At 62.2% G+C, this 24,125-nt stretch carries 19 protein-coding genes and 2 tRNA genes; 1 reads left to right on the forward strand and 20 read right to left on the reverse strand.

All coding sequences use genetic code 11. The features are described from left to right. Nucleotides 1-11: 11 nt before the first annotated feature. The 18 genes from coaD to ACTQWD_RS03040 form a co-directional block, all read right to left on the reverse strand. Nucleotides 12-509 (reverse strand): pantetheine-phosphate adenylyltransferase, encoded by a 498-nt coding sequence (coaD, locus tag ACTQWD_RS02955; RefSeq protein ID WP_154515440.1) that lies wholly within the window; start codon nt 507-509, stop codon nt 12-14. Further along, complete coding sequence (rsmD, locus tag ACTQWD_RS02960; RefSeq protein WP_441033360.1) at nt 502-1,146, reverse strand: 16S rRNA (guanine(966)-N(2))-methyltransferase RsmD; 645 nt, start codon at nt 1,144-1,146, stop codon at nt 502-504. Before rsmD ends, coaD begins: the two co-directional genes overlap by 8 nt. Next, nucleotides 1,143-3,320 (reverse strand): ATP-dependent DNA helicase RecG, encoded by a 2,178-nt coding sequence (gene recG, locus ACTQWD_RS02965; RefSeq protein ID WP_441559213.1) that lies wholly within the window; start codon nt 3,318-3,320, stop codon nt 1,143-1,145. The genes rsmD and recG overlap by 4 nt, the downstream gene beginning before the upstream one ends. Before the next feature lie 10 nt (nt 3,321-3,330). Continuing rightward, on the reverse strand, nt 3,331-4,992 hold the full coding sequence (locus ACTQWD_RS02970) for a DAK2 domain-containing protein (RefSeq protein WP_427794677.1): 1,662 nt from the start codon (nt 4,990-4,992) through the stop codon (nt 3,331-3,333). Nucleotides 4,993-5,019: 27 nt separating this feature from the next. Continuing rightward, the gene (locus ACTQWD_RS02975) at nt 5,020-5,409 is read right to left on the reverse strand and encodes an Asp23/Gls24 family envelope stress response protein (protein ID WP_187361832.1); all 390 of its coding nucleotides are present in this window, start codon (nt 5,407-5,409) and stop codon (nt 5,020-5,022) included. 162 nt (nt 5,410-5,571) lie between these two features. Next, a tRNA-Asn gene (locus ACTQWD_RS02980) sits at nt 5,572-5,646 on the reverse strand. A 33-nt stretch (nt 5,647-5,679) separates the two neighbouring features. After that, nucleotides 5,680-5,754: transfer RNA gene (locus tag ACTQWD_RS02985), tRNA-Asn, on the reverse strand. A gap of 367 nt (nt 5,755-6,121) precedes the next feature. After that, nucleotides 6,122-7,465, reverse strand: a complete 1,344-nt coding sequence (gene rpoD, locus ACTQWD_RS02990; RefSeq protein ID WP_370450567.1) for an RNA polymerase sigma factor RpoD — start codon at nt 7,463-7,465, stop codon at nt 6,122-6,124. Nucleotides 7,466-7,575: 110 nt separating this feature from the next. After that, a complete protein-coding gene (gene dnaG, locus ACTQWD_RS02995; RefSeq protein WP_441559214.1) occupies nt 7,576-9,684 on the reverse strand; it encodes a DNA primase in 2,109 nt (702 codons plus the stop codon). Next, a complete protein-coding gene (gene ribF, locus ACTQWD_RS03000; RefSeq protein ID WP_441559215.1) occupies nt 9,677-10,684 on the reverse strand; it encodes a riboflavin biosynthesis protein RibF in 1,008 nt (335 codons plus the stop codon). The genes dnaG and ribF overlap by 8 nt, the downstream gene beginning before the upstream one ends. After that, entirely contained in the window at nt 10,681-11,613 is a 933-nt protein-coding gene (truB, locus tag ACTQWD_RS03005) for a tRNA pseudouridine(55) synthase TruB (RefSeq protein ID WP_441559216.1), read from the reverse strand. Before truB ends, ribF begins: the two co-directional genes overlap by 4 nt. A gap of 15 nt (nt 11,614-11,628) precedes the next feature. Beyond that, the gene (locus ACTQWD_RS03010) at nt 11,629-12,672 is read right to left on the reverse strand and encodes a DHH family phosphoesterase (RefSeq protein ID WP_441559217.1); all 1,044 of its coding nucleotides are present in this window, start codon (nt 12,670-12,672) and stop codon (nt 11,629-11,631) included. After that, the gene (gene rbfA, locus ACTQWD_RS03015) at nt 12,665-13,075 is read right to left on the reverse strand and encodes a 30S ribosome-binding factor RbfA (protein ID WP_006234038.1); all 411 of its coding nucleotides are present in this window, start codon (nt 13,073-13,075) and stop codon (nt 12,665-12,667) included. Before rbfA ends, ACTQWD_RS03010 begins: the two co-directional genes overlap by 8 nt. A gap of 11 nt (nt 13,076-13,086) precedes the next feature. After that, the gene (gene infB / locus ACTQWD_RS03020; RefSeq protein ID WP_427719633.1) at nt 13,087-15,762 is read right to left on the reverse strand and encodes a translation initiation factor IF-2; all 2,676 of its coding nucleotides are present in this window, start codon (nt 15,760-15,762) and stop codon (nt 13,087-13,089) included. A 91-nt stretch (nt 15,763-15,853) separates the two neighbouring features. Next, on the reverse strand, nt 15,854-17,101 hold the full coding sequence (gene nusA / locus ACTQWD_RS03025) for a transcription termination factor NusA (protein WP_441559218.1): 1,248 nt from the start codon (nt 17,099-17,101) through the stop codon (nt 15,854-15,856). A gap of 1 nt (nt 17,102) precedes the next feature. Then, the gene (gene rimP / locus ACTQWD_RS03030) at nt 17,103-17,597 is read right to left on the reverse strand and encodes a ribosome maturation factor RimP (RefSeq protein WP_441559219.1); all 495 of its coding nucleotides are present in this window, start codon (nt 17,595-17,597) and stop codon (nt 17,103-17,105) included. 256 nt (nt 17,598-17,853) lie between these two features. Next, a complete protein-coding gene (gene leuS / locus ACTQWD_RS03035; protein ID WP_441559220.1) occupies nt 17,854-20,430 on the reverse strand; it encodes a leucine--tRNA ligase in 2,577 nt (858 codons plus the stop codon). A gap of 259 nt (nt 20,431-20,689) precedes the next feature. After that, a complete protein-coding gene (locus ACTQWD_RS03040) occupies nt 20,690-22,201 on the reverse strand; it encodes an IMP dehydrogenase (protein WP_154515410.1) in 1,512 nt (503 codons plus the stop codon). Between the two features lie 193 nt (nt 22,202-22,394). On the opposite strand from ACTQWD_RS03040, the gene ACTQWD_RS03045 reads away from it, so the two are divergent. Further along, nucleotides 22,395-22,739 (forward strand): winged helix-turn-helix domain-containing protein, encoded by a 345-nt coding sequence (locus ACTQWD_RS03045; RefSeq protein WP_441559221.1) that lies wholly within the window; start codon nt 22,395-22,397, stop codon nt 22,737-22,739. A gap of 104 nt (nt 22,740-22,843) precedes the next feature. Here ACTQWD_RS03045 and ACTQWD_RS03050 read toward each other — a convergent pair whose 3' ends face one another. Further along, the gene (locus tag ACTQWD_RS03050; RefSeq protein WP_441559222.1) at nt 22,844-23,833 is read right to left on the reverse strand and encodes a PLP-dependent transferase; all 990 of its coding nucleotides are present in this window, start codon (nt 23,831-23,833) and stop codon (nt 22,844-22,846) included. A 95-nt stretch (nt 23,834-23,928) separates the two neighbouring features. Continuing rightward, complete coding sequence (locus ACTQWD_RS03055) at nt 23,929-24,090, reverse strand: GH32 C-terminal domain-containing protein (protein WP_441559223.1); 162 nt, start codon at nt 24,088-24,090, stop codon at nt 23,929-23,931. Between the last annotated feature and the right edge of the window lie 35 nt (nt 24,091-24,125).

The following is a 24,125-nucleotide window of genomic DNA, read 5'->3' on the forward strand; positions in this document are numbered from 1 at the left end:
AATATGAAACGTCACGAAAAGCGATGTTTAAGCGCTTCGACCACATTGGGCGGCACAAACGTCGACACATCGCTTCCGAGCGATGCGATCTGACGAACCACCGAGCTCGAGATATAGCCGTACTGCGGCGCACTCATGACAAAAATGGACTCAAGCTCGTTGTCCAGGCGATAGTTGAGGTCCGCCTGCTGCAGCTCGTACTCAAAGTCGGTCATGGCGCGCAGGCCCTTGACCACAGCACCCGCACCCTGCTCACGGGCAAAATCGACCAACAGGCCGGTAAAGGGCAGTACCTCGACACCGTCAATATCGCCCAGGGCCTCGCGGGCCAACGCCACGCGCTCATCGAGCATAAAGGTGGTGCCCACGCCGTTTTTGCCCTGCGACTCCGCCACGGCGACAATCACGCTGGGAAAAATGCGGCGGGCGCGGCGGATTACATCGATGTGACCAAACGTGATGGGGTCAAACGTACCCGGAACGATCACGCGGTTGATAGTGTCATTCATGGGTATCCTCCAAAGGCACGTCCTCGTCAATATCGCTGTCATTAGCATAGTCGCACTCGTCCGCGGCCACCCAGCGCAGCAAGTCAACCGAGGTAATGCCGTAGCGTTTCTCTCGCACGGTCTCAAAACCAGCCGGATGAGCGCCCGCGTCGCTTGCGGCATGCTCAAACAGGGCAAAGGCCCCTGGTGCCAGCAAGCCCTGCTGGGCAAGATTGCGCAGCAGCTCCTCGACCGGCTCGGCACCAAAGGCATAGGGTGGATCGAGCAGGACCAGATCAAAGGGGCCGCCCGGAACACGGCCGCGCGAGGCGCTCGCCAACACATCGCCGGTAACGACGCGCCAACGCGAGCGGTCGCGACACAGCGACTCGATATTCTTAGTGATCAGTCGGGCGGCATTGCGATCGATCTCGAACGTGATGAGCGAGCGAGCGCCGCGCGAGAGCATCTCGATTCCCAGGGCACCGGAGCCGCCAAAGGCATCCAGCACGCGGACCTCGTCCAGATCGAAATCGAATGCCGACATGACCATGGACGCACATGCCTCGCGCACGCGGTCGGTCGTGGGACGGGTGACATCGCGCCCACGCGGCTCTTCGATCTTGCGGCCGCGCCATTCACCGCCGATGATTCTCATCCTCCGCTGACCTCCTTGAAGATATGTCGATAACGCGTGGCGACCGCATCGCGCAAGGGACGCGTCGCCACGGAGTCAAGGTTGCAAGCATACCGCAAGAGCTCGACCGCGTCCAAATGGGCCCATTCGATAAGATCCTCGTCGGCGTCCAGGTCCACAAAACGCAGGGTCACACCGCCATGTTGGCGATAACCCAAGATTTCGCCCTCGTGGCGCAAACGCAGGTCCATCTGCGCAAGCGCAAAACCGTCAGAGGTCTTTTCGAGCGCCCGCAGGCGGTCTTGCGCAGCAGACACACCGCCATTGCCCTTGGAATGCGTCATGACCAGGCACGTGCCCGACACGCTGCCGCGGCCCACGCGGCCTCTAAGCTGATGCAGGGCCGCCAAGCCAAAGCGCTCGCCGTTTTCGATAACCATGACGGTGGCGTTGGGCACGTCGACGCCCACCTCGACCACCGTAGTCGAGACGAGCACGTCGATCTCGCCGCGCTTAAAGGCGTCGATCACGCGGTCCTTCTCCCCCGCCGGCATGCGGCCGTGAAGACGCTCGACGGAAAGCCCCGGCAATGCCAGACGCAGGCGGTCGAGCTCGGTCGCGGTGTCGTGTAACGGCACGGGCACCGTCACGCGACCTTCATCGTCGCGAGCAATGCCGGGAACGTCTTCCAAATCGTCCGCGGAGTCACTCGGCTCCACAAGCGGGCAGATAACGTAAGCCTGCTGTCCTTGAGCATGCGCCTCGCGAATGGCACCGTAGGCCAGGTCGCGGCTCGACTCGGTGAGCACGCACGTCGAGACGCCGGCCCCGGGAACGGGGCGATGACGAATGATGGACGTGTCCAGGTCGCCATAGACCGAAAGCGCCAGTGTGCGCGGAATAGGCGTGGCCGTCATAACGAGCAAGTCCGCACCTGGGCCTTTGGCACGCAGGGCATTGCGCTGCCCCACGCCAAACCGATGCTGCTCGTCGATAACGACGAGTGAAAGATGTTTAAACGTTACGTTATCCGAAAGGACCGCATGGGTACCAAAGAGCACATCGAGCTCACCAGACTGCAGCTGTGCATGGATGCGCTCGCGCTCGGCGGCCGGGGTAGCACCCGTCAGGAGCGCCCAGGACATACCGGCCTGCGAGAGCAAAGGGCCGGTCTTATCGGCATATTGACGCGCCAGCACGCCCGTGGGTGCCATGACGCAGGACTGGGTACCCGAATCGGCCGCGACTGCCAGCGCGCAGGCGGCGACGGCGGTCTTGCCAGTACCGACATCGCCCAGCAGCAAGCGGTTCATCACGTGGTCGCCATCGCACATGTCATGCAGGATGTCTTGGAACGCGGCCTCCTGCTCGTCGCTCAGCGAAAACGGCAGGGCCCGCCTAAGCGCCGTCAAATGACCACCCGCGGTATGGGTGTAGGGAACCACCTCGACCATACCGCCGTCGTTGCGCAGACGAAGCGCCAGCTGAAGATAGAGGCATTCCTCATAGGCAAGCCGTGCGCGCGCGATATCGCGCTCGGCCATACTCGAGGGAAAGTGAATCGAACGCAGCGCACGGGCGCTGCTCATAAGGCGGCGCTTGGCGCGCAGGGGCGCGGGAATCGGGTCGAAAGGATTGCCGACAATCTCGAGCGCGCCGCTCACGATACGGCGCATCCAAGCCTGGCTCACACCGTCGCTCACATAGTGAACCGGAAGGATGGTGCCCGCGGCACGCCCGTCCTCGAGCTTTTCGAAATGCGGCGAGGCCATCTGCTTAAAGCCATAGGCAAATTCGACCTTACCCATCACGGCCAGGCGGTCGCCCTGCTTGAGCTGCTGGGCAATCCAGGGCTGGCGGAAAAAAGCGACTTGCAGCACGCCCGTCTCGTCCACAAGCGAGACCTCGGTAACCTGCATACGCGGGCGGGGCTGCTTTTGAACGATACGATCGACCGTGGCGACGATCGTGCACACCGTACCGATAGGCGCCATCTCGATGGACCAGGAGCGTGTAAAGTCCAGATATCGATGAGGGATATGGAGAAGGAGGTCCCCCACCGTCCTAATTCCCAGACGGCGAAGGGCCTCCTCACGTTTACCCGAAACATATTTGAGTCGCGCGATATCCTCGTCGAGCGCATTGCTCTGGGCAAAGCGCTCCGAGACGCGCGGCACGGAGCACAGCTCGGACATGGGCAGATGCCTACTCGATCGAGAAGATCACGGGATAGAGCGGCTGCTCGCCACGATGGGCGTCAATCTCCAGGTCGGGCTGAGCCTCCTCGATGGCGTCGACGATCTCCTGGAAGGCCTCATCGGACAGCTCCTCGCCGGCCAGAATCGTCAGCGCGTCGCCCTCCTCTTCCTCCTGCATGCGGTTGATGCAGTCGAGCGTGACCTGCTTCACATCGGAGCCGACCACGTCGATGGAGCCGGCAATGATACCCATGACGTCACCGGAGTGAATCGGAGAGCCGTCAGAGGCGCTGGAATCGCGCACGGCACGGGTGACCTCGCCATCGCGAACCTCGCTGATGGCATCGACCATGGCGGCAACGGCGTCCTCGAGCTCGGAATCGGGCAGCACCGCGAACAGAGCGGAGAACGCCTGCGGAACGGTCTTGGTGGGAACCACGGCGACCTTTTTGTCGGTGCAGGCAGAAGCGGCAGCCTCGGCAGCCATACGGATATTGCCGTTATTGGGCAGGATGATGACCGAAGTCGCGTTGACCTGGTCCACCGCGCCCAGCAGATCGGCGGTCGAGGGGTTCATGGTCTGGCCACCCGAAACGACTACGTCGACGCCGAGGGACTTGAGGATGTCGGCCTCACCGGAACCGGCGGCAACGGCGACAAAACCCAGGGCCTTGGCGGGCTCGGCGGCCTTTTGCTGGTCCTCGTGGATCTTAGCGGTACGGTCGTGGGCCTCCATCTCCATGTTGTGGATAAAGACCTCGTAGATCTGGCCAAGCTGCAGCATGTGCTCGAGCACCAGGTTGGGGGTGTTGGAGTGCACGTGGATCTTGTAGTCGGGGTAGGCGCCCACGAGCAGCTCGCAGTCGCCCATGGAACCCAGGAACTTAAGGCACTCGTCCTCGTCAAACGGGGCGTCGGCCTTAAAGAGGAACTCGTTGCAGTAGCGGAACTCCGAGCCCTCCCAGTCGTCGTTGGCCTCGATCTCGACGCGACCGAGGGCCGCATCGCGGGCAGAGCCAGCGGAATCAAACGTGGTGGAGAAATCCTCGACAACGGTGCTGCGGCCCAGAGCAGCGGCAACGAAGTTTTCCAGGAAGATGGCAAAGCCAAAGGCGCCGGAGTCGACCACGCCGTTCTCCTTCAGAACGGGCAGCAGGTCGGGCGTGCGAGCCACAGACTGGTAGGCCTCGACGACGATGGCGTCGAGCGCGTCCTCGGCCGAGAACTTCTTCTTCTCGCACTCGTCGGCCTTGGTCGAGACGTCGCGCAGGACCGTAAGAATCGTGCCCTCGATGGGCTTGCGGACGGCCTGGAAGGCGACCTTGACGGCGCGACGGAAAGCATGCGCGATGTCGGCAGACGTGATGGGCTCATCGACAGAGACGAGCCCCTCGGCCACGCCGCGCAGGATCTGCGAGGTGATAACGCCGGAGTTGCCGCGGGCGCCCATGAGGGAGCCGTGGGTGATGGCGCCGGCGATGGCCTCCATATCGGCATCGGCGGGAAGGGCGGAAAGCTCCTTGGTCACCGAGGCGAGCGTGAGCGACATGTTGGTGCCGGTGTCGCCGTCGGGTACGGGAAAGACGTTGAGTTTATTGATCTCCTCGGCCTTGTCGGAAACGGCAGCCGCAGCGATCGGAAAACAGGTGCGAATGGTCTTTACAATCATGAGTATTTGAATCTCCGTTTTCGGATGCTAGTTCAGACGGCTCTTGAGCGCGTCGATGTGAATGCCGATCTTAAGGCTGGCGGGATCGATCTGGGCGATCTCCTGCAGGGTGAAAGCAACGGAGCTCGAAAGATTGTGGCAGACGGACTTCATGTTGACGCCGTTCTCGAGCACGACGTGAAGGTCGACCGTAAGGCCGTTCTCGTCGGCGGAGACAAGCACGCCCTTGCGGAGGCGCTGACCGGCAAGCAGGCGCACGCTCTCGGCGCCCTGGAGCTGCTCGGCCATACCGACGACGCCATAGCACGTCATCGCGGCATAACCGGCAATATCGGCAATAACGTCGTTCGAGACGCTCAGGCTGCCGTTAATGGTCTCAGACACAAGAATCTCCTTATCTGGTGCTCGCGGCACCATGTCGTGGGAGCAATCATTGCAATATTCTACAACGACCGCGCCATGTTGAGGTGGTGGGTCGCGGGATTACATCCTCGACACGAAATGTTGATATGGCAACGTTTGCGTTAAGCAATCGCGGTATGAAAAAAACCCGCCGCAAAAGCGACGGGTTTTACAATCTGGCTCCCCGGGTAGGACTCGAACCTACAACAGCGCGGTTAACAGCCGCGTGCTCTACCATTGAGCTACCGAGGAATTTAAAGCCCAGCAGATTGGGCTGAGAAATTCTGGCTCCCCGGGTAGGACTCGAACCTACAACAGCGCGGTTAACAGCCGCGTGCTCTACCATTGAGCTACCGAGGAATAGGTGCATGCTCTCAAGCAACGAAGTTTATTATACGGACGAATCAGCTCAGGGCAAGAACTTTTTTGAGAAATTTTCCGACCCAGTCGTTGGGGACGTTCTTAAACGACTAGTCATTCAAGAACGTCCCCAACGACTAATCAACCAGACGCCCAGGGTAGTCTTTTTGGGACGGGGCTTTTTTAGCTACCCAATCTGGGGCCTTTAAAGCTTGAGCCACGCATTGAGATAGGGCAGCTAAAAAAGCCCCGTCCCAAAAAGACTAAAAAAGCCCCGTCCCAAAAAGACTACCCGTGCCTTAACTGCCGGCCCTTGTTACATGAAAGCGCCCTCAAGCGGACGTGCTTGAGGGCGCTTCTTGCATGACTAGCTTTCGATATAGTCTTTGAGCTTGCTGGAGCGGCTGGGGTGGCGGAGCTTGGCCAGGGTCTTGGACTCGATCTGGCGGATGCGCTCGCGCGTGACACCAAACTCGCGGCCGACTTCCTCGAGCGTGCGGGGATGTCCGTCGACAAGTCCAAAGCGCAGCTCAATAACCTTGCGCTCACGATCGGCAAGCGAGTCGAGCACCTGGGTGAGCTGCTCCTGCAGCATGGAGAAGCTGGCGGCATCGGGCGGAACGATGGCCTGGGAGTCCTCGATAAAGTCGCCCAACTGGGAATCCTCTTCCTCGCCGATAGGAGTCTCGAGCGACACGGGCTCCTGCGAGATCTTCTGAATCTCGCGGACGCGGTCGGCACTCATGTCCATCTCGGCACCGATCTCCTCGGGGGTCGGGTCGCGACCCAAATCCTGGAGGAGCTGGCGCTGCACGCGGACCAGCTTGTTGATGGTCTCGACCATGTGCACGGGAATACGGATGGTACGGGCCTGGTCGGCGATAGCGCGCGTGATGGCCTGACGGATCCACCACGTGGCGTACGTGGAAAACTTGAAGCCCTTCTGGTAGTCGAACTTCTCGACGGCGCGAATCAGACCGAGGTTGCCCTCCTGGATCAGATCCAGGAACAGCATGCCGCGACCGACGTAGCGCTTGGCGATGGAGACGACCAGACGGAGGTTGGCGCTGATGAGCGCCTGCTTGGCCTCGAGGCCCACGTTCTCGATACGAGTCAGACGACGCATCTCGGCGCGAGTGAGCTCGATCTCGCCCGCCTCGGCGGCCTCGAGCTTCTCGGTGGCCTCGAGACCGGCCTCGATCTTCATGGCCAGATCGACCTCTTCGGAGGCAGTCAGCAGGTCGACCTTGCCGATCTCCTTAAGGTACATACGAACCGGGTCACCGGTCAGCATCACCGTGGAGGCATCGATGCCACGCACGCGAGAACGCGAACGGGACGTGCGGACGGTGCGCTTCTTTTTGCTCTTGCAAGAACCCATCTCGGCATCGGCCTGACGGGCCATCTTAAGCTCATGATCGTCGAGCGAGCCGGAATCGTGCTCCTCGTCGTCATCGAAATCGTCGGTATCGTTATCGTCATCGTCGACGTCCATGGGGGCGTCGTCGTTTCCGCTCGCGGAGATAATCTGGATGCCGCTGTTGCGCAGCGCGGAATAGACCGCGTTGAGCTGCTCGTCAGAAACATCGATATCCTTCAGGACGACCTGGATCTCGTCCTCGGTTACCGAAGTCCTGTTTGAGCCGTTGCCCATGAGCTTAGCAACGTAGGATTCCAGCCCAGTACCCGTGCTCTCAGTCTTATTTGGCACAGATTCTCCCTTCGTAGTCCACAGGACACATTACTTTAGCACACACTTACACGTCTATACCCAAAATTCAGACTGGATATAGCAGATAACATGCCGATTGACCACAACATCTAGGCCTGATCGGGACCCGCGGCCTCCAAACCAATCAACCGGAACGGATCGGCCACGCCGCCAATCGACTTCTGGAGCTCGCGCTGGCGCAAAGAATCCTGCGCGGCCTGCATGGTCAATGCACGGCGCGCGTCATCGTCGAGCGACCGGTCCTGGCGCAGCTTGGCCTGGGCAGCCCGCATACGGCGCTTGATGGTGTAAAGCTCAAGCGTATCGAGCATAAAGACGATGTTCGTCTCGGTGGGGTGCTTGCTCGTCGCCGAGATGCGCCCGGCGCTGACAAGCGAAGCCGCCTCGGGACACACCGCGCGCGCGGCGTCCATGCACGCCGCGGGGTCGGTGCCCGGCGGCGTCGCGAGCACGGCCCACGCGATGGACTCGTGACGGGGGTCTACCCACTCAATCGAGCAGATGCGATCGGTGTACGTGCGGAATAGGTCGGGGTAGCTGGTGAGCATCGTCAACAGCTCGCGCTCCCCCGCCAGAGACTTCCGCTCCAGATCGGTCAGCACGATCGGCGTCCCCGGAACGGAAGCGCTCGAAGCAGACCCCGCGGGCGTTGTGTCCATGCCAGCAGGCACATCGATCGGCGGCGTATCGTCGACGACCTCGACCGGCGCGGCCCCGTAGGCCTCGAGCGGCACATAGTCGTACGGTTCCTCCTCGACCGGTGCGGATACCGGCGGCGTCGTCCCCGACGCCCAGGCGCCGCGAGATGCCCCCTGCGGACCGGACACCCGACCGCCCGCGCTGCCGGCGCGCTCGGCCTGTGCCCGCTGGCGCTCGTAGTTCTGCTCGCGACGACGCTCGGCGTCCTCGCGTTTGGCGACATCGCGAAACACACGGCCCGAGCTCGAGCGCACCGTCTCCAAATCCAGGCCCAGAAGGTCGGCGATCTGGATAAAGTACGTATCGATCATGTAGCTATCGCGCAGCGGATAGATGAGCGTCAGCGCATCCTCGAGCGCCTTGGCGCGACCGCCCGGCGTGGTAATGTCGCTCGACTCCTGCAGTGAGCGGTACACAAAGTCCATGAGGGGCTCGGCGGCGTCGATACGCGCCTGCAGGGCCTCGCCACCATGCGCCGTGATGAACTCCATGGGGTCGTTACCGTCGGGAAGCACCACGCAGCGCAGGTCCATCGAATCCTGCTCGATAAACTGAATCGCGCGGCGCGCGGCCTTTTGACCGGCGGCGTCACCATCGAACATATACACAATGCGCTTGGCAAAACGGGTGAGCGTCTTTACGTGATGTTCCGTCAGCGCCGTGCCCAGCGTGGCGACGACGTTTTTGATCCCCGCCTCCCAGCAGGCGATGCAATCGGTATATCCCTCCACCACGATGGCGGTATCCTGCGCGACGATAAACTCCTTGGCCCAGTTAAAGCCGTAGAGGTTCCTCTTTTTATGAAACACGCTCGTCTCGGCGGTGTTGAGGTACTTGGGTTGGCCGTCGCCCATAATACGACCGCCAAAGGCGATGTTATGACCCTGTTCGTCAAAGATGGGAAACATCACGCGGTCGTAAAAACGATCGGCAAGCTGTCCGCGCCCGCGGCTCACGGCCACGTTGGCGTCGATCATCTCCTGCGGGGTAAAGCCCTTCTGCGACAGATGGGCCACCAACATATTGCGACCCGGCGCAAAGCCCAGGCAGTAGCGACGGCAGACGTCGCCACCCATACCGCGGCTGGCAAAGTACTCGCGCGGACGGCTGTCCTTACCGCGCATGAGCATGGTGTGATAGAACTGGGCCGTCTCGGCGCACAGGTCATAGATGCGGGCGCGCTTGGTGCCGCGATCGCGCTGCGCGCCGGTATCGTGCAGCTCAATGCCGGCACGATCGGCCAGGTAGCGAATCGACTCGGGAAAGCTCAGGTTCTCGCGCTTCATGATGTAGGTGAAGACGTCGCCGCCCTCGCCACAGCCAAAGCAGTGCCACACCTGCGTAGCGGGGATAATGTGAAACGATGGGGTCTTTTCGCCATGGAAGGGGCAGCAACCCCAAAACTCATGGCCGCGGGGCTTGAGCTCAACCGTTTCCTGCACAATGGCAACCAGGTCGGACGCAGCGCGCACCTGGTCTTTCTCCTCATCGCTAATCACGGATGCTCACCCCCTGCTCACCCAAGTTATGACGGATATCGTCAATATTACCCTCGACGGTCGCGATAAGCTCGTCCAGCGAATCGAACACGCGCGAAGGACGCAGCCAACGCGTAAACGCCAACGAAACCGAACGTCCATACAGGTCGCCCGCATACCCGATCAAGTTGGCCTCGAGATGCGCCGAAGCGGCATCGTCGGCATACGTCGGCGGCAGGCCCACGTTGACGGCAGCGGGCCACACGGTATCGTCGACCAGCACAAGGCCCTCGTAGACGCCATCGGCAGGCAGCTGGATTCCGTTTGGCACCAGCAGGTTTGCCGTCGGAAATCCCATATCGGAGCCCTCGTGGCGACCGCGAATCACGCCGCCGCGCACCATATAGGGACGGCCGAGTAGATCGGCTGCCAGCTCAACGTGGCCCAAGCTCAGCTCACGTCGAATGCGGGTGGCACAGATAGCCTCGCCGCCCTCGCACAGCAAATTGTGCCCACACACGTCAACACCGCGCTCGACACCCCATGCCTGCATCTCGGCAACGCCCGAGGCACCGCCGCGGCCCAGCCTAAAATCGCTGCCAACGCGAATGGAGCGAATGTCGACAACATGCGCCAACAGCTCAAGAAAGCCCGCGTGGTCGAGCGACGCTACCGCAGGCGTAAAGGGAACAGCCACCACGGCATCGACCCCAGTCTGAGCCAGGGCATGCAGTCGGTCGGCCGTCGTCATCAATTTTTGAGCGGGCGCAGGGCTCACCACAACATCTGGATCAGGGTCAAACGTTACGACAACCGCTTTGCAGCCGCGGACGCGCGCATCGCGAATGACCGCGTCGATCAGCTCACGATGTCCCCTATGTACGCCATCGAACACGCCGATGGCAATCGAGGCGGCACCCATAGACTCGCAGTCATCAAAAGCATCAGCCAAAACGATGCGGGCCTCCGCCGCCGCGCCCACAAAAAATGTGCGCGCGAGATCGCGAGGGTCCAGCATCATCGAACACCGCCGATCGCCTGCGGAAAGACGTGCTCCATCACAAAGCGACCATCCTCGATACGAGCCAAAGCCTTGAGCCCGCCATCGAGCACCAGCGCAAACGGCGCTTTAGACACATCGAAGCCGGCGAGCGCGCGATCAATAGGAATACGACGACCGCACAGCAGATCTTCCGCAAGATTGCCCGGCAAGTCGACGCGCGTGGCGCCGAGGGCCGCAATGGGGTCCAAGGCAAAGCCGGCAGCGGACTCGGCAGAAAGCTCCTCGACCGCATGGCAGGCACCGATGGAGACAACGCCAGAAGCGGTACGGCGCAGCGCGGAAATATGCGCGGCACTATCGCAGGCGCGACCCAGGTCGCGAGCGAGCGCACGGATATAGGTGCCCTTGCTCACCGAGAAGGCAACGGTCCAAATGCAGGAATCGCCCTCGCCACTCACGGCGATCAGGTCGGCAGAATATACCTCGACCGGGCGCGCAGGCAACTCAACGGCATTGCCCTCACGTGCAGACGTATAGGCGCGTACGCCGTTGACCGAAATAGCCGAAAACGCCGGCGGGATCTGCATCTGAGGGCCCAGCATGGCGCTCAAGCGCTCACGGGCATAGGCCGGATCGCGCAGCTCGGGTGCAATGGCAACAGTACGGATGGCCTCGCCTTCCGCATCGTCGGTATTGGTCTCGGCGCCAAACGAGATATCGGCGACGTAACTTTTGGTATCGAGGGTAAGCATGCCCAGCAGACGCGTAGCCTGGCCCACGCCCACCACCATGACACCCGACGCCATGGGGTCGAGCGTGCCGGCATGACCGACGCGCCGCTCATGGAGGGCGCGTCGGCACCGCGATACCACGTCGTGGGACGTGCAGCCCACCGGTTTATCGACGGCGAGCAGCATATTCAATTGAGAAGGCGTACGACGAGCCATGTACCATCCAAAAAGTTAGAGCTCGACGGTCACCGAAGCGGGATCCTCCCCCACCAGCTCGGCCAGCATGGGAAGTGCCGCGGTGAGCGTCTCGAAAATCGTTCCGTTATTGGTAAAGCCGGCGGCAGCGTGATGTCCGCCTCCGCCAAAGTTGGCCGCAATCTCGGAGACATCCATGTCGCCCTTGGAGCGCAGGTTTCCGCGCACCTTGGTATCGCCCTCGATGCCCTTAAGGAACAGGCAGACCTCGACACCCATCACCGAGCGCACCACATCGACCAAGCCGTCGCACTCATCCGAGGTGACGCCACATTCCTTAAGGTCGCTTTCGTACGCGTAGCTATACGCCACGCGCCCGTGCGCGACCGTCTTGATGCGGCCCATAACGATGGACTTGAGGTGCAAGAACTCGACGCGCATGCTCTGATAGACCTCGAGCGCGACACGCGCCGGGTCGGCACCGTGCGCCACCAGGCGCGAGGCCGCATGGAACGCAGCGGCATCGGCATTCTGATACTGAAAACGACCGGTATCGGTAACCAGGCCGCAGAGCAGACAGGTGGCGATGCGATCGCGAACGACAATGCCGCAATCATCCAGAAAGCGGTCGATGATCATGGCGCACGCCGCAGCATCGACACGCCTCAGGCTTACCTCGGCAAACTCCTCGCGCGCCGGATGGTGGTCAAAGCACACCACATGTTTGGAGCGGCGGAGCACGTCGGCCGAGTTGTTCAGACGCTCGACAACCGGTACATCCACCGAGATAAACAGGTCGGGATCGCTCGTAAAGCTCGAAGCCGGCACCAGACGATCGGCGCCTTCCATAAAGCGGTAAATACGCGGAACGGGATCGTCGTCTGCGAGCAGCAGCGCGATGTCCTTGTCGGGGAACGCCTTCATGAGCGAGAGGCCCAGGCCCAACACGGAGCCCAGGGCATCGCCGTCGGGAGAGGTATGACCCGAGATCGCAATGGAGGACGCACCCTCGATAAGCTCAAGGATGCGTCGTTTAATATCTGCAGACTCGCACGAGACGAGGTCGGCGGAATTAGTCATCTAAAGCTGCCTCCTGGGCGGCATCCGCTATGGGATAGCCGTCCTCGTCCTTTTCGATCGCCAGCGTGGCCGGGACATTCTCCAGCGCACGCGTAATGCGCTCGGCCTCATCGGTCGAGCGATCGATGCGAAAATCGAGCTCGGGCGTGACGCGCCAGTCGAGTGAACGAGCCAACAGGCTGCGAATGCGACCCTTGGCGCTGGCGAGCGCCTCCATGACCTCATCGTAGCGGCTCGCATCGCACGACACGTACACGCGCGCGAACGAACGGTCCACCGCGACCTCGACCGCGGTCAGGGTGACCAGGTCGAGACGCGGATCGGAAACCTCAAAGAGAAGGATATAACCGAGCTTCTCGCGAAGCTGCTCGCCCAGACGGCGGGTTGCCTGCGTTTGCTTCATAGCGCTACCCCCTACTCGGTACGGGCAACCTGGTCGATACGGTAACCCTCAATCTGGTCGCCGGGCTTGATGTCCTGGAAGTTCTCCAGGCCAATGCCGCCCTCGGAACCGCTCTTAAGGCTCTTGGCCTCGTCCTTGTAGTGGCGCATCGAGGCGATCTTACCGTTAAAGACAACGATGCCGTCGCGCACCAGGCGCACGGAATCGGTCGCGGCGATCTCGCCCTCCTCGACGCGGACACCGGCGGCGATACCGACTTTGGGCACCTTAAAGGTGTCCAGGACGGTCGCGGTACCCGTGGAGACCTCGACCTCGGTGGGCTTGAGCATGCCGATGCGGGCAGCGTCGAGCTCCTCGAGGCACTTGTAGATAACGTCGTAACAACGAATCTCGACGCCCTCGCGCTCGGCAGCGGAGCGGGCCTTACCGTCGGGACGCACGCCAAAGCCAATGATGATGGCGTTGGAGGCGTCGGCCAGGACGACGTCGGTCTCGTTGATGGCACCGACCGCGGAGTGGATCGTGTTGATGCGGACCTCGGACTGATCCATCTTGTCGAGCGAGTCCTGAAGGGCCTCGATGGAGCCCTGGACGTCGGCCTTGATGATCAGGTTGAGCTCCTTGACCTCGGCGTCGGCGATGGTCTCGAAGAGGTTCTCGAGCGTGACGTGCTTCACGCGGCTCTGCTCCTCGATGCGGGCCTTGAGCGAGCGCTCATCGGCCAGGGCGCGCGCCTCGCGCTCGTCCTCGAACACGCGGAACTCGTCGCCGGCGTTGGGGACGGACTGCAGGCCCAGGATCTCGACGGCGTCGGAGGGACCGGCCTCGGTGACGGCGCGGCCCTTGGGGTCGAGCATGGCGCGAACGCGGCCATAGGTAAGGCCGGCGACCAGCGTATCGCCCACGTGCAGGGTACCGCGGGTCACGAGCACGGTAGCGACCGAGCCGCGGCCCTTGTCGAGCTTGGCCTCGAGGACGTTGCCCGAGGCGAAGGTATCGGGGTTGGCCTTGAGCTCGAGCACGTCGGCCTGGAGCAGCACGGTCTCCAGAAGGTCGTCGATACCGATCTTCTGCTTGGCCGAGATGTTGACGAACATGTTCTGTCCGCCCCACTCCTCGGGGATGACGCCGTACTCGGTGAGTTCCTGGCGCACGCGGTCGGGGTTGGCGCCGGGCTTATCGATCTTGTTGACGGCGACGACGATGGGAACGCCGGCGGCCTTGGCGTGGTTGATCGACTCGACCGTCTGGGGCATGACGCCGTCGTCGGCGGCGACGATCAGGATGACGATGTCGGTCACCTTGGCGCCACGGGCACGCATGGCCGTAAAGGTAGCGTGGCCCGGGGTATCGATGAAGGTGATCTTGCGGTCGTTGATCATGACCTGCGATGCGCCGATGGCCTGGGTAATGCCGCCAGCCTCGCCGGCAGCAACGCCGGTGTGGCGGATGGCGTCGAGCAGGCTCGTCTTGCCGTGGTCGACGTGGCCCATGACGGTGACGACCGGGGCGCGGGGCTTAAGGTCGGCGGGATCGTCGTAGAACGAGAAGGTGTTCTCCTCCTCGGGGGTGATGATCCTGATCTGACGGCCCAAGTCGTCGGCAACGAGCTCGACAAGGTCGTCGGACATGGACTGCGTCATGGTGAGCGGCGTGCCCAGCAGGAATAGGCGCTTGATGATGTCGTTGGCCGGAACGTCGAGCGCCTCGGCAAGCTCCTGGACGGTAACGCCCTGGGAGACCTTGATGGCGTCGAGCTCCTCGGGGTTCACGCCCTGGGCCAGCGCCTCCTCAATCTTGCGCTCCTCCTGAGCCCTAGCGGCCTCGCGCTCGCGCTTCTCCTTGCGCTTCTTGCGGCGACCGGTGGACTCGCGAGAGGCCTCCTCGACGGCGGCACGGGCCTCCTCGAGAACCTTCTCGCGGCTGTACTCCTCGGCCTCGCGCGCCATGCGGCTGTAGTGGTCCTCTTCGCTGTTGTGACCACCCTTGCGCTTCTTGCCCTTGCCCTGCTTATCGGGGTTGGGGAAATCCATGCCGGCAGCGACATTGTTGCTGGCATTGGTGCGATGGCTGTGCGGGCGGCTCTCGGAGGCGTTGCGGTCGTTGCGACGGCCGCCACGACGATCGTTGTTGCCGCCGCGACGGTTGCCGCGCTCGGCCTTGGCCTTGTCCTCGGCGTCCTTCTTCTCCTTGAGCACGGTCTCCTGTGCGGCGATCTGATCGAGCAGCGAACGGAAGCGCGAACCGGAGTCGGAAGCGGGAACGGCGCGGCGCTGGGCCTCGCGAGCAGCCTCCTCCTTTTCGCGGGCAAGGCGCTCCTGCTCGGCCTTCTTCTTGGCCTCGGCCTCGGCACGGGCTGCCTCCTCGGCGGCCTGGGCGGCGGCAAACTGGCGGCGCTCCTCCTCGCGTGCCTTCTCGGCGGCGATGCGCTCGCGCTCGGCCTCGGCGGCACGCGCTGCCTCCTCGGCGGCGGCAGCCTCCTCCTCGGCCTGCTTGGCGGCCTCGACTTCCTGGGCGCGGGCCTCGATCACCGAGGCAAGCTGCTTGCGGACCATGGCAACATAAGCGTCCTCCAGCGCGGAGGAAGCAGACTTAGCGGGAATCTTCATTTCGGCGAGGTGACCCATCAGTTCCTTGGAGGTCATGCCGAACTCTTTGGCCAGGGTGGACACACGGACTTTTGCCATATGACTTCACCTACCCTTTCTGGCACCTTGGGTGCCTAGAGACTGAACGAGCGTGGGATGTGCGCCGGAACCTGTCCAGCGCAACCGCGCGCTAGATCAGGTCCTCCGCATCATCGAAGGCGTCGGTGTCGTGGACACCGCAGAAACGGGAACCGGGACGGGCCTGGTTGCGGCACTGGATGCTGTCCTCGGACACGTACTCGCAACGACGGGCGTCGTCATCCTCCTCGTCACCGATCAGGTCAGCGGCAGGCTCCTCGTGAACGGGAACGTTCTTGAGGATGTCGGCGGCAAGGGTCTCGGACTTAATGTCGATGTGCCAGCCGGTCAGGCGTGCGGCCAGGCGGGCGTTCTGGCCCTCCTTGCCAATGGCGAGCGAAAGCTGGTCGTCGGGCACGATGACGCCGGCATAGGCCTTCTCCTCGTCGATAAGGACGCGAGTGACCTTGGCGGGCGACAGGGCGTTGGCGACGTAGACGGCCGGATCGGCATCCCACAGGATGACGTCGACGCGCTCACCGCGCAGCTCACCCACGACGGCGCGCACACGGCTGCCCTTGGGGCCGACGCAGGCGCCCACGGGATCCAGGCGGTCATCGAGCGAGTGGACGGCGACCTTGGAGCGCTGGCCGGGCTCGCGGGCGATCGACTTGATCTGGACGGTGCCCTCGTAGATCTCGGGCACCTCCTGCTCAAACAGACGACGCATGAGCTCGGGGTGGGTACGCGAGATAACGATCGGCGGACGGCTGTGCTCGCCGCGAACCGGCGGAAGCGTGGAGTTGGGGTCGCGAACGTCAATGATCACGGCCTTGATGTGCTGGTTGTGCAGATAGCGCTCGCCCATGGGGCGCTCGTTGCGCTCGTTCTCGTAGCGGCGCTGATCAAAGTGCGGAAGCTCGGCCTCGACGCCTTCGCGGATCTTGACGATCGTAAAGTCGGGTGTGGACTGCAGTACGGTACCGCTGATGAGGTCGCCGATACGGCCGGAGAACTCCTCGTAGATCTGCTCGCGGGCGGAGTTGCGCACGATGGCGTTGATCTCGGCCTTGGCGTGCTGGGCGGCGATGCGGCTGGTGTTCTTGGGGGTGACGTCGATCTCCTCGAACTCGGTGAAGTTGCCCTCCTCGTCCATGGAATCGTCGATCGGCTCCAGGCGGTAGACATAGATCTTGCCGGTGGTGCGGTCGATGGTCACCTTGGCGCCCCACTCAAGATGCAGGATCTCGGCATAGCTCTTGGCGAGCGACTGCTCCAGGCGGTCAATCAGGTAGAGCTGGTCGATGTGCTTCTCCTGGCAAAGCTCCATCAGGGCGGACATCATGTCGGATGCTGCCATGTTAGTTTCCTTCCTTCGCGGGCTTGAAGTCATAGACGGGCTTCAACTTGCACTTTTTTACATCGGTAAAATCGAGGGTGACAGACTCGCCGTCCTCGAGCTCGAGGGTTACGTTGGTCTCGGTCGCGGCGGCAATCTTGCCGGAGTACTTGCGACGGCCCTCGGTGGCGGTGGAGGAAAGCTCGCAGTCCTCGCCCACAAAGCGGGCAAAGTCACGCGGACGGCGCAGCGGGCGCGCCATACCCGGGCTCGACACCTCGAGCGTATAGCTCGAAGAGATGGGGTCGAGCTCCTCAATCACGTCGCCGACCCACTTGGTGTTGGCCGTGACGTCGTTGAGCGACAGGCTCTGACCCTCGGCACCCTCGATACGCACACGCACGCAGGGGGCCTTGGTGGCACCCACGAGCTCAACGTCGACAATATCGACATCGTGCTGGGGAGCGACGGCCTCGAGCGCGTCGATGATCGCCTGCTCGGTCTTGGTCTTGACCATTGCGGCACCTCCATCCATACAAAAAAGAAGCGGGGCCGAAACCCCACTTCTTTCAATTACAACTTCATTTGCAAGCAAACTATACCAATACCTGCGAAAACGTGCAACCATAGCACAAACCCGCAGGTCAGCGTGAGCACAGGTTCTCCACAAGAAATAGATAATTGGATGTAGTCGCAAGTATCCATATCCAAAAAGAGGGACGACCCAGCCGGATCGCCCCTCGTCTATTGTGCATCAACTATATGCGCAAGGTTTACTTAACCACAAGGTTGACCAGCTTGCCGGGCACGCAGATGGCCTTGACGACCGTCTTGTCCTCGAGCCACTTGGCAACAGCGGCCTCGGCGGCAGCCTGCATCTCCTCGTTGGAGGCATCGCGGGCCACATCGATGCGGCCGCGGACCTTACCGAGCACCTGGACCACGATCTGCACCGTGTCCTCGATGGACTCGGCCAGGTCAAACTCGGGCCAGGCAGCGGTGTAGGCGTTGCCCTCGCAGCCGAGCGCCTCGTGCCACAGCTCGTCGGCCCAGAACGGGCAGATGGGGGCAAGGACGCTCACGATGTCCTTGGCCACGCCGTAGCACAGTGCCTTGTCGCGCGATGCGCCCTCGGTGGCGTTGAGGTAGGCGCTCGCTGCGTTGACGAGCTCCATGACGGCCGAGATCGCGGTGTTAAACTGGCCGCGATCGAAGTCCTCGGTGCACTTGGCGATGGTGCGGTGACGCTCGCGATAGAGCTTCATCGCGGTCTCGTCGAGCACGGACTTGTCGAAGGCAACGTTGGCGTCACCCGACTGGACAAGCTGCCACACGATACGCCAGGCGCGCTTGATAAAGCGGTTGGCACCCTCGACGGCCTTGGGATCCCAGTCAAAGTCCTTCTCGGGCGGGGCGATAAACAGGATCGCCAGACGCATGGTGTCGGCGCCGTAGGGCTCGATAACCGAGCTCGGGGGTACGACGTTGCCCTTGGACTTGGACATGGTGTCGCCGTTCTCGTCCTTGACCATGCCCTGGCACAGCAGGTTGGTAAAGGGCTCGTCCACGCTCAGCAGACCCAGGTCGCGCAGCGCCTTGGTAAAGAAGCGGCTGTAGAGCAGGTGCAAAATGGCGTGCTCGATGCCGCCGATGTAGTTATCGACGGGCATCCAACGGTCTGCCGCCTCGCGGGAGAAGGGCAGCTCGGTGTTGTGCGGGTCGGTATAACGCAGGTAATACCAGCTGGAGCAGGTGAAAGTGTCCATGGTATCGGTCTCGCGCTTGGCCGGGCGGCCGCAAACCGGGCAGGTAGTCTCGTAGAAGTCCTTGCACTCGGCGAGGGTCTCGCCGGCGCCCAGGTCCAGGTTCTCGGGCAGCGTCACCGGCAGCTGGTCCTCGGGCACGGGCACAATGCCGCAGTGCTCGCAATGGATGGCCGGGATGGGGTTGCCCCAATAGCGCTGACGGCTGATGAGCCAGTCGCGCAGGCGGAACTCGACCTTGCGACGACCGCAGCCCATGGCCTCGAGGTCGGCCACGATGGCAGCCTCGCCCTCGGAGTGCTTACCGCCGCGCATGCCGGTGTACTTGCCGGACTGAACGAGCGTGCCCTCGGCAGCGTGGGCGCAATCCCAGTCGACGGTCTCGGCATGGAAGGTATCGATGGTCTCGCCACTGGCCTCGACGGCAGCGCGGTCGTCATCGTCCAGGATGATCGGGACGATCGGGAGGTCGTACTTGCGGGCAAACTCAAAGTCGCGCTGGTCGCCGCAGGGAACGGCCATGACGGCGCCGGTGCCGTAATCGGCAACGACATAGTCGGCAACCCACACGGGAACCTTCTCGCCGTTGACGGGGTTAACCACGTAGCGGCCCGTAAAGGCACCGTGCTTCTCGAGGGTGCCCTGGGCACGCTCGACGGCAGAGATATGCTTGGAGTCCTCGACGATCTTGGTCACGGCCTCCTCGTACTCCGTGCCCTCAACGAGCTCGTGCAGACGAGCGTACTCGGGAGCCAGGACAAAGAAGGAGACGCCAAAGAGCGTGTCGGCACGCGTGGTGAAGACGGTGATCTTGCCCTCGTCGCCCTCGATGGGATCGCCGTTGGCATCACACAGGGTAAAGTCGACCTCGGCGCCCTCGGAGCGGCCGATCCAGTTGGCCTGCATCTGCTTAACGCGCTCGGGCCAGCCGGGGAGCTTCTCCAGATCGTCGAGCAGCTCCTGGGAGTACTCGGTAATCTTGTAGTACCACTGCTCAAGGTCGCGCTTCTCGGGCTCGGTGCCGCAGCGCCAGCACTTGCCCTCGGTAACCTGCTCGTTGGCCAGAACGGTCTTGCAGTTGGGGCACCAGTTGACCGGGTTCTTCTTGCGGTAGACCAGGCCCTTTTCCCACATCTTCTCAAAGATCCACTGACCCCAGCGGTAGTAGTCGGGGCTGCAGGTCTTGACCATGCGATCCAGATCGTAGGAGAAGCCCATGCGCTTCATCGTGGCGAGCGCCTGGTCCATGTTCTTATACGTCCAGGCGGCAGCCTGCGTGTTGTGCTTGATGGCGGCGTTCTCGGCGGGCAGGCCAAAGGCGTCAAAGCCAATGGGGTGCAGCACGTCAAAGCCGCGCATGCGGGCCTGACGGGCCATGGCATCGCCGATGGTATAGTTGCGCGCGTGGCCCATGTGCAGGTCGCCCGAAGGATACGGGAACATCTCGAGCACGTACTTCTTGGGCTTGCTGGCGTCGGTGTCGACGGCAAAGAGGTTGGAGTCCTCCCAGGCCTTCATCCACTTGGACTCAATGGCCTGCGCGTCGTAGGCAGGGATCTCGTCCTTATGATCTGTGCAATCGCACATATCAGCTCCTTTAATCTTAGCTGGGGTCGGTCGGCTTGGCTTTATTCGCTACTGCGGACAGTCCTGCGCAAGACGAAGAGCACATTAAGTGCTCTTCTTTGCGTGCGGAACTTGTAGCGAACAAAGCCAAGCCGACCGACCCTAAGGTTAACTTGACTGATGATAGCAAATACGACAAGCGAGATGCCTGCGACTTGCAGGCATCTCGCTTTATCTTAATAACGTGGTTGGAACTCAACCTTTATGTGCGGCTCTTATCCTATCGATAAGACACAGACTGCTGCGAATCCTTGACGACTACGTCGTGGGCGCCGCCTTCGACGATCGAGGTCGAGCTCACCAGGGTCAGGCGTGCCTTTTTCTGGAGCTCGGGAATCGAAAGGGCACCGCAGTTGCACATCGTGGACTTGATCTTGTAGAGCGTGCCGCCCACGCCGTCCTTAAGGGAGCCGGCGTAGGGAACGTAGGAGTCGACGCCCTCGACAAAGCTGAGCTTCGCGGCGCCGCCCAGGTCGTAGCGCTGCCAGTTGCGGGCACGCGCAGAACCCTCGCCCCAGTACTCCTTCATGTACTGACCGTTGACGTTGACGCGCTCGGTCGGGCTCTCGTCAAAGCGGGCAAAGTAGCGGCCCAGCATCATAAAGTCGGCACCCATGGCAAGGGCGAGCGTCATGTGGTAGTCGTAGACGATACCGCCGTCGGAGCACACGGGCACGTAGACGCCGGTCTCCTCGTAGTACTCGTCGCGAGCGCGGCAGACGTCGATCAGCGCGGTGGCCTGGCCACGGCCGATGCCCTTGGTCTCGCGGGTGATGCAGATGGAACCGCCGCCGATACCCACCTTGATGAAGTCGGCACCGCAGTCGGCCAAAAAGCGGAAGCCCTCGGCATCAACGACGTTGCCGGCACCGACTTTGACGTCCTCGCCGTAGTTGGCGCGAATCCACTCGATGGTGCGCTTCTGCCACTCGCTGAAGCCCTCGGAAGAGTCGATGCACAGGACATCGGCGCCGGCCTCGATGAGCAGCGGCACGCGCTCGGCATAGTCGCGGGTGTTGATGCCGGCGCCGACCATGTAGCGCTTGTCGCCGTCGAGCAGCTCGTTGGGGTTGGTCTTGTGGCTGTCGTAGTCCTTGCGGAAGACAATGCCCATAAGGTGATCGTTGTCGTCGACGATGGGCAGGGCGTTGAGCTTGTTGTCCCAGATGACGTCGTTGGCAACCTTGAGGCTGATGTTCTTGTCGCCCACGATGAGCTGCTCACGCGGGGTCATGAACTCGGAGACCTTCTTTTGGTGGTCATCGCGGCTGGGGCGATAGTCACGGCTGGTAACGATACCCAGGAGTTTGCCCTTGGGAGTGCCGTCGTCGGTGACCGGCATGGTGGAGTGACCGGTCTTCTCCTTGAGCTCGATGACCTGCTCCATGGTCATGTCGGGGGTCAGCGTGGAATCGGACTGGACAAAGCCGGCCTTGTGATCCTTGACGGCCTTGACCATGGCGGCCTCGGACTCGGGGGTCTGGGAACCGTAAATGAAGGACAGGCCACCCTCGGTAGCGAGCGCGACACCCATGTCGACGCCCGAGACGGACTGCATGATGGCGGAAACCATGGGGATGTTCAGGGTGATTGCCGGCTTCTCGCCGCGCTTAAAGCGGGTCAGCGGCGTCTTAAGAGAGACGTTGTTGGGGATGCACTGCGAGGACGAGTAACCAGGGACCAGCAGATACTCCGAAAACGTGTGGGACTCACCGGGAAAGAACGTAGCCATGTTTCTCCTTTTTCCATGCGACCGGTCGGCTGCAGGCCTCGTAGGACCCAGCCCAACCTTGGGCGCCCAATACTGGGCAAGTATCTTAACGCACTTTGACTGCTACAATGCATGATTTAAGAAGAGCACACGAGGGTTTAACGCAGGCTTTGCGTTTGCCCAGCAGACACTTTAGCGGAGAGACGTGGAGCGCATGGAGTACAAGACGACGGCAAAACTGGTCATTCAGTCGTGCGACAAAGATCTGCCGGGCGTGTTCGGCCACGGCTGCGTCTTGCTGCTGCAGGGTATCGCCCGCGAACACTCGCTCAACCGCGCCGCCAAGAGCATGGGCATGGCCTATTCCAAGGCATGGCGCATTGTGAACGAGGCCGAGGGGCAGCTGGGGTGCAAGCTCATCGAGCGCGACGGCGCCCGCGGGAGCTCGCTCACCCCTGCCGGCGAGCGAGCCATAGCGGCCTACGAGGAGCTGCAGGCAGAGATCAACGAAGTCATAGCCGCAAGGGCCAACGACCTGATCGACACCATCAAAGAGTAGCTAATTTGGGACGGGGCTTTTTTAGCTACCCATCCAGAGCATTCTTAACTCATAGCCAAAAATTGACATTGGGTAGCTAAAAAAGCCCCGTCCCAAATTAGCTGCTATCGGAGGGCGTTATCGAGGGCGGCGGCTACCGTCAGGGGATCGTCGGTGCCGGCGAAGAGGCGGATGGTGTCCCCCTGCTTGCCACGTGGGGCCGAAAGACGCGTCGTTGCGCCGCCGGCAGGCGACGTGCGAAACTCCCCCGGCAAAGCGTCGAACAGTTCTCCCGCGCTACGCTCGATAAGGTCAAACTCAACTGCCGGGCCAAAGCCATGCTCGAGGATTCCCGTTGCAACCGCATGGTCAGGATGCGAGCTCAGCCCGGGATAGCGCACGTTGCGCACCATCTCGTTCGCGGCCAGATACTCGGCCAGCGCACGGGCGCGGTCGAAATGCGCCTGCATGCGAGCGTTAAGCGAGGAAAGCCCGCGCTCCAGCACGTCGGCCTCCTCAGCAGAAAGATCGAGCGCCGACGCACCGCAGCCCGCAAACAACGCATGCGCGCACTCAGCCGCGGCATCCACACGATGGCGCTTGAGCTGCGATCGCGCCACCGAAGCGGCAACGAGCTTACGCGGGGCCTTACCGGCACACACGCGGTCGAGTGCCTCGAGCGACAGCACGGCGCCCAAGCTCAGCGGATTGCAGCCAAAGACGTCAGCCACGGTGTTGTCAACAACCAGCAGCGCATGGGCCTCACGCGCGGCGCGGCCTAACGCGCGCAAATCGGGCACACGCAGACCGAACGCGCCAATGGAGTTGGCGAACCACCACAGGTGCGGCCCCTCGGCATCAAGCGAAGCATCAAAGCCCTCGGACGCAGCAGCATACGCCGCAACCGACGGCTCCCCCACCATAGCCACGTCGCAGCCCTCAAAGCCGCAAGCAAACGCTTCGGCAAAGTCATCCGCAAAGGCCACCAGGCGATCGCCGGGGCGCACAATCCCCAGAAGCGAAAGCGCCGCCGGCACATGTGAGGCTGCAACCAGTCGCGCCTCGCGCGCGCCAGCCCTTGCAGCCCAAGCCTCTTCTAGCTGCTGTGCGTCCACGTGACACCGTCCCTTCAAAACAAAAGCCCACGATGCGGATGTTTCCCGCATCGTGGGCAACGGCTGAAGTATAGCGCCGATATGCGACGAGTCGCCTAGATGTTGGGCGCGTGGTAGGTCACGCTCGCACCCGGAGCGTCAACGGTCACGCCATAGTCCTCGGGATAGATGCGCGTCGAGAACACGAGCGCGCCATCGTTCACAAGCACCTCGACCGACGAGACATCGCCAACAATGCGTACCTTTTTGCACAACAAAAAAGGCGACCGCCCGCGAGGACGATCGCCTTTAT

This window comes from Collinsella sp. LCP19S3_B6 (assembly GCF_052121815.1).
Classification (GTDB): Bacteria; Actinomycetota; Coriobacteriia; order Coriobacteriales; family Coriobacteriaceae; genus Collinsella.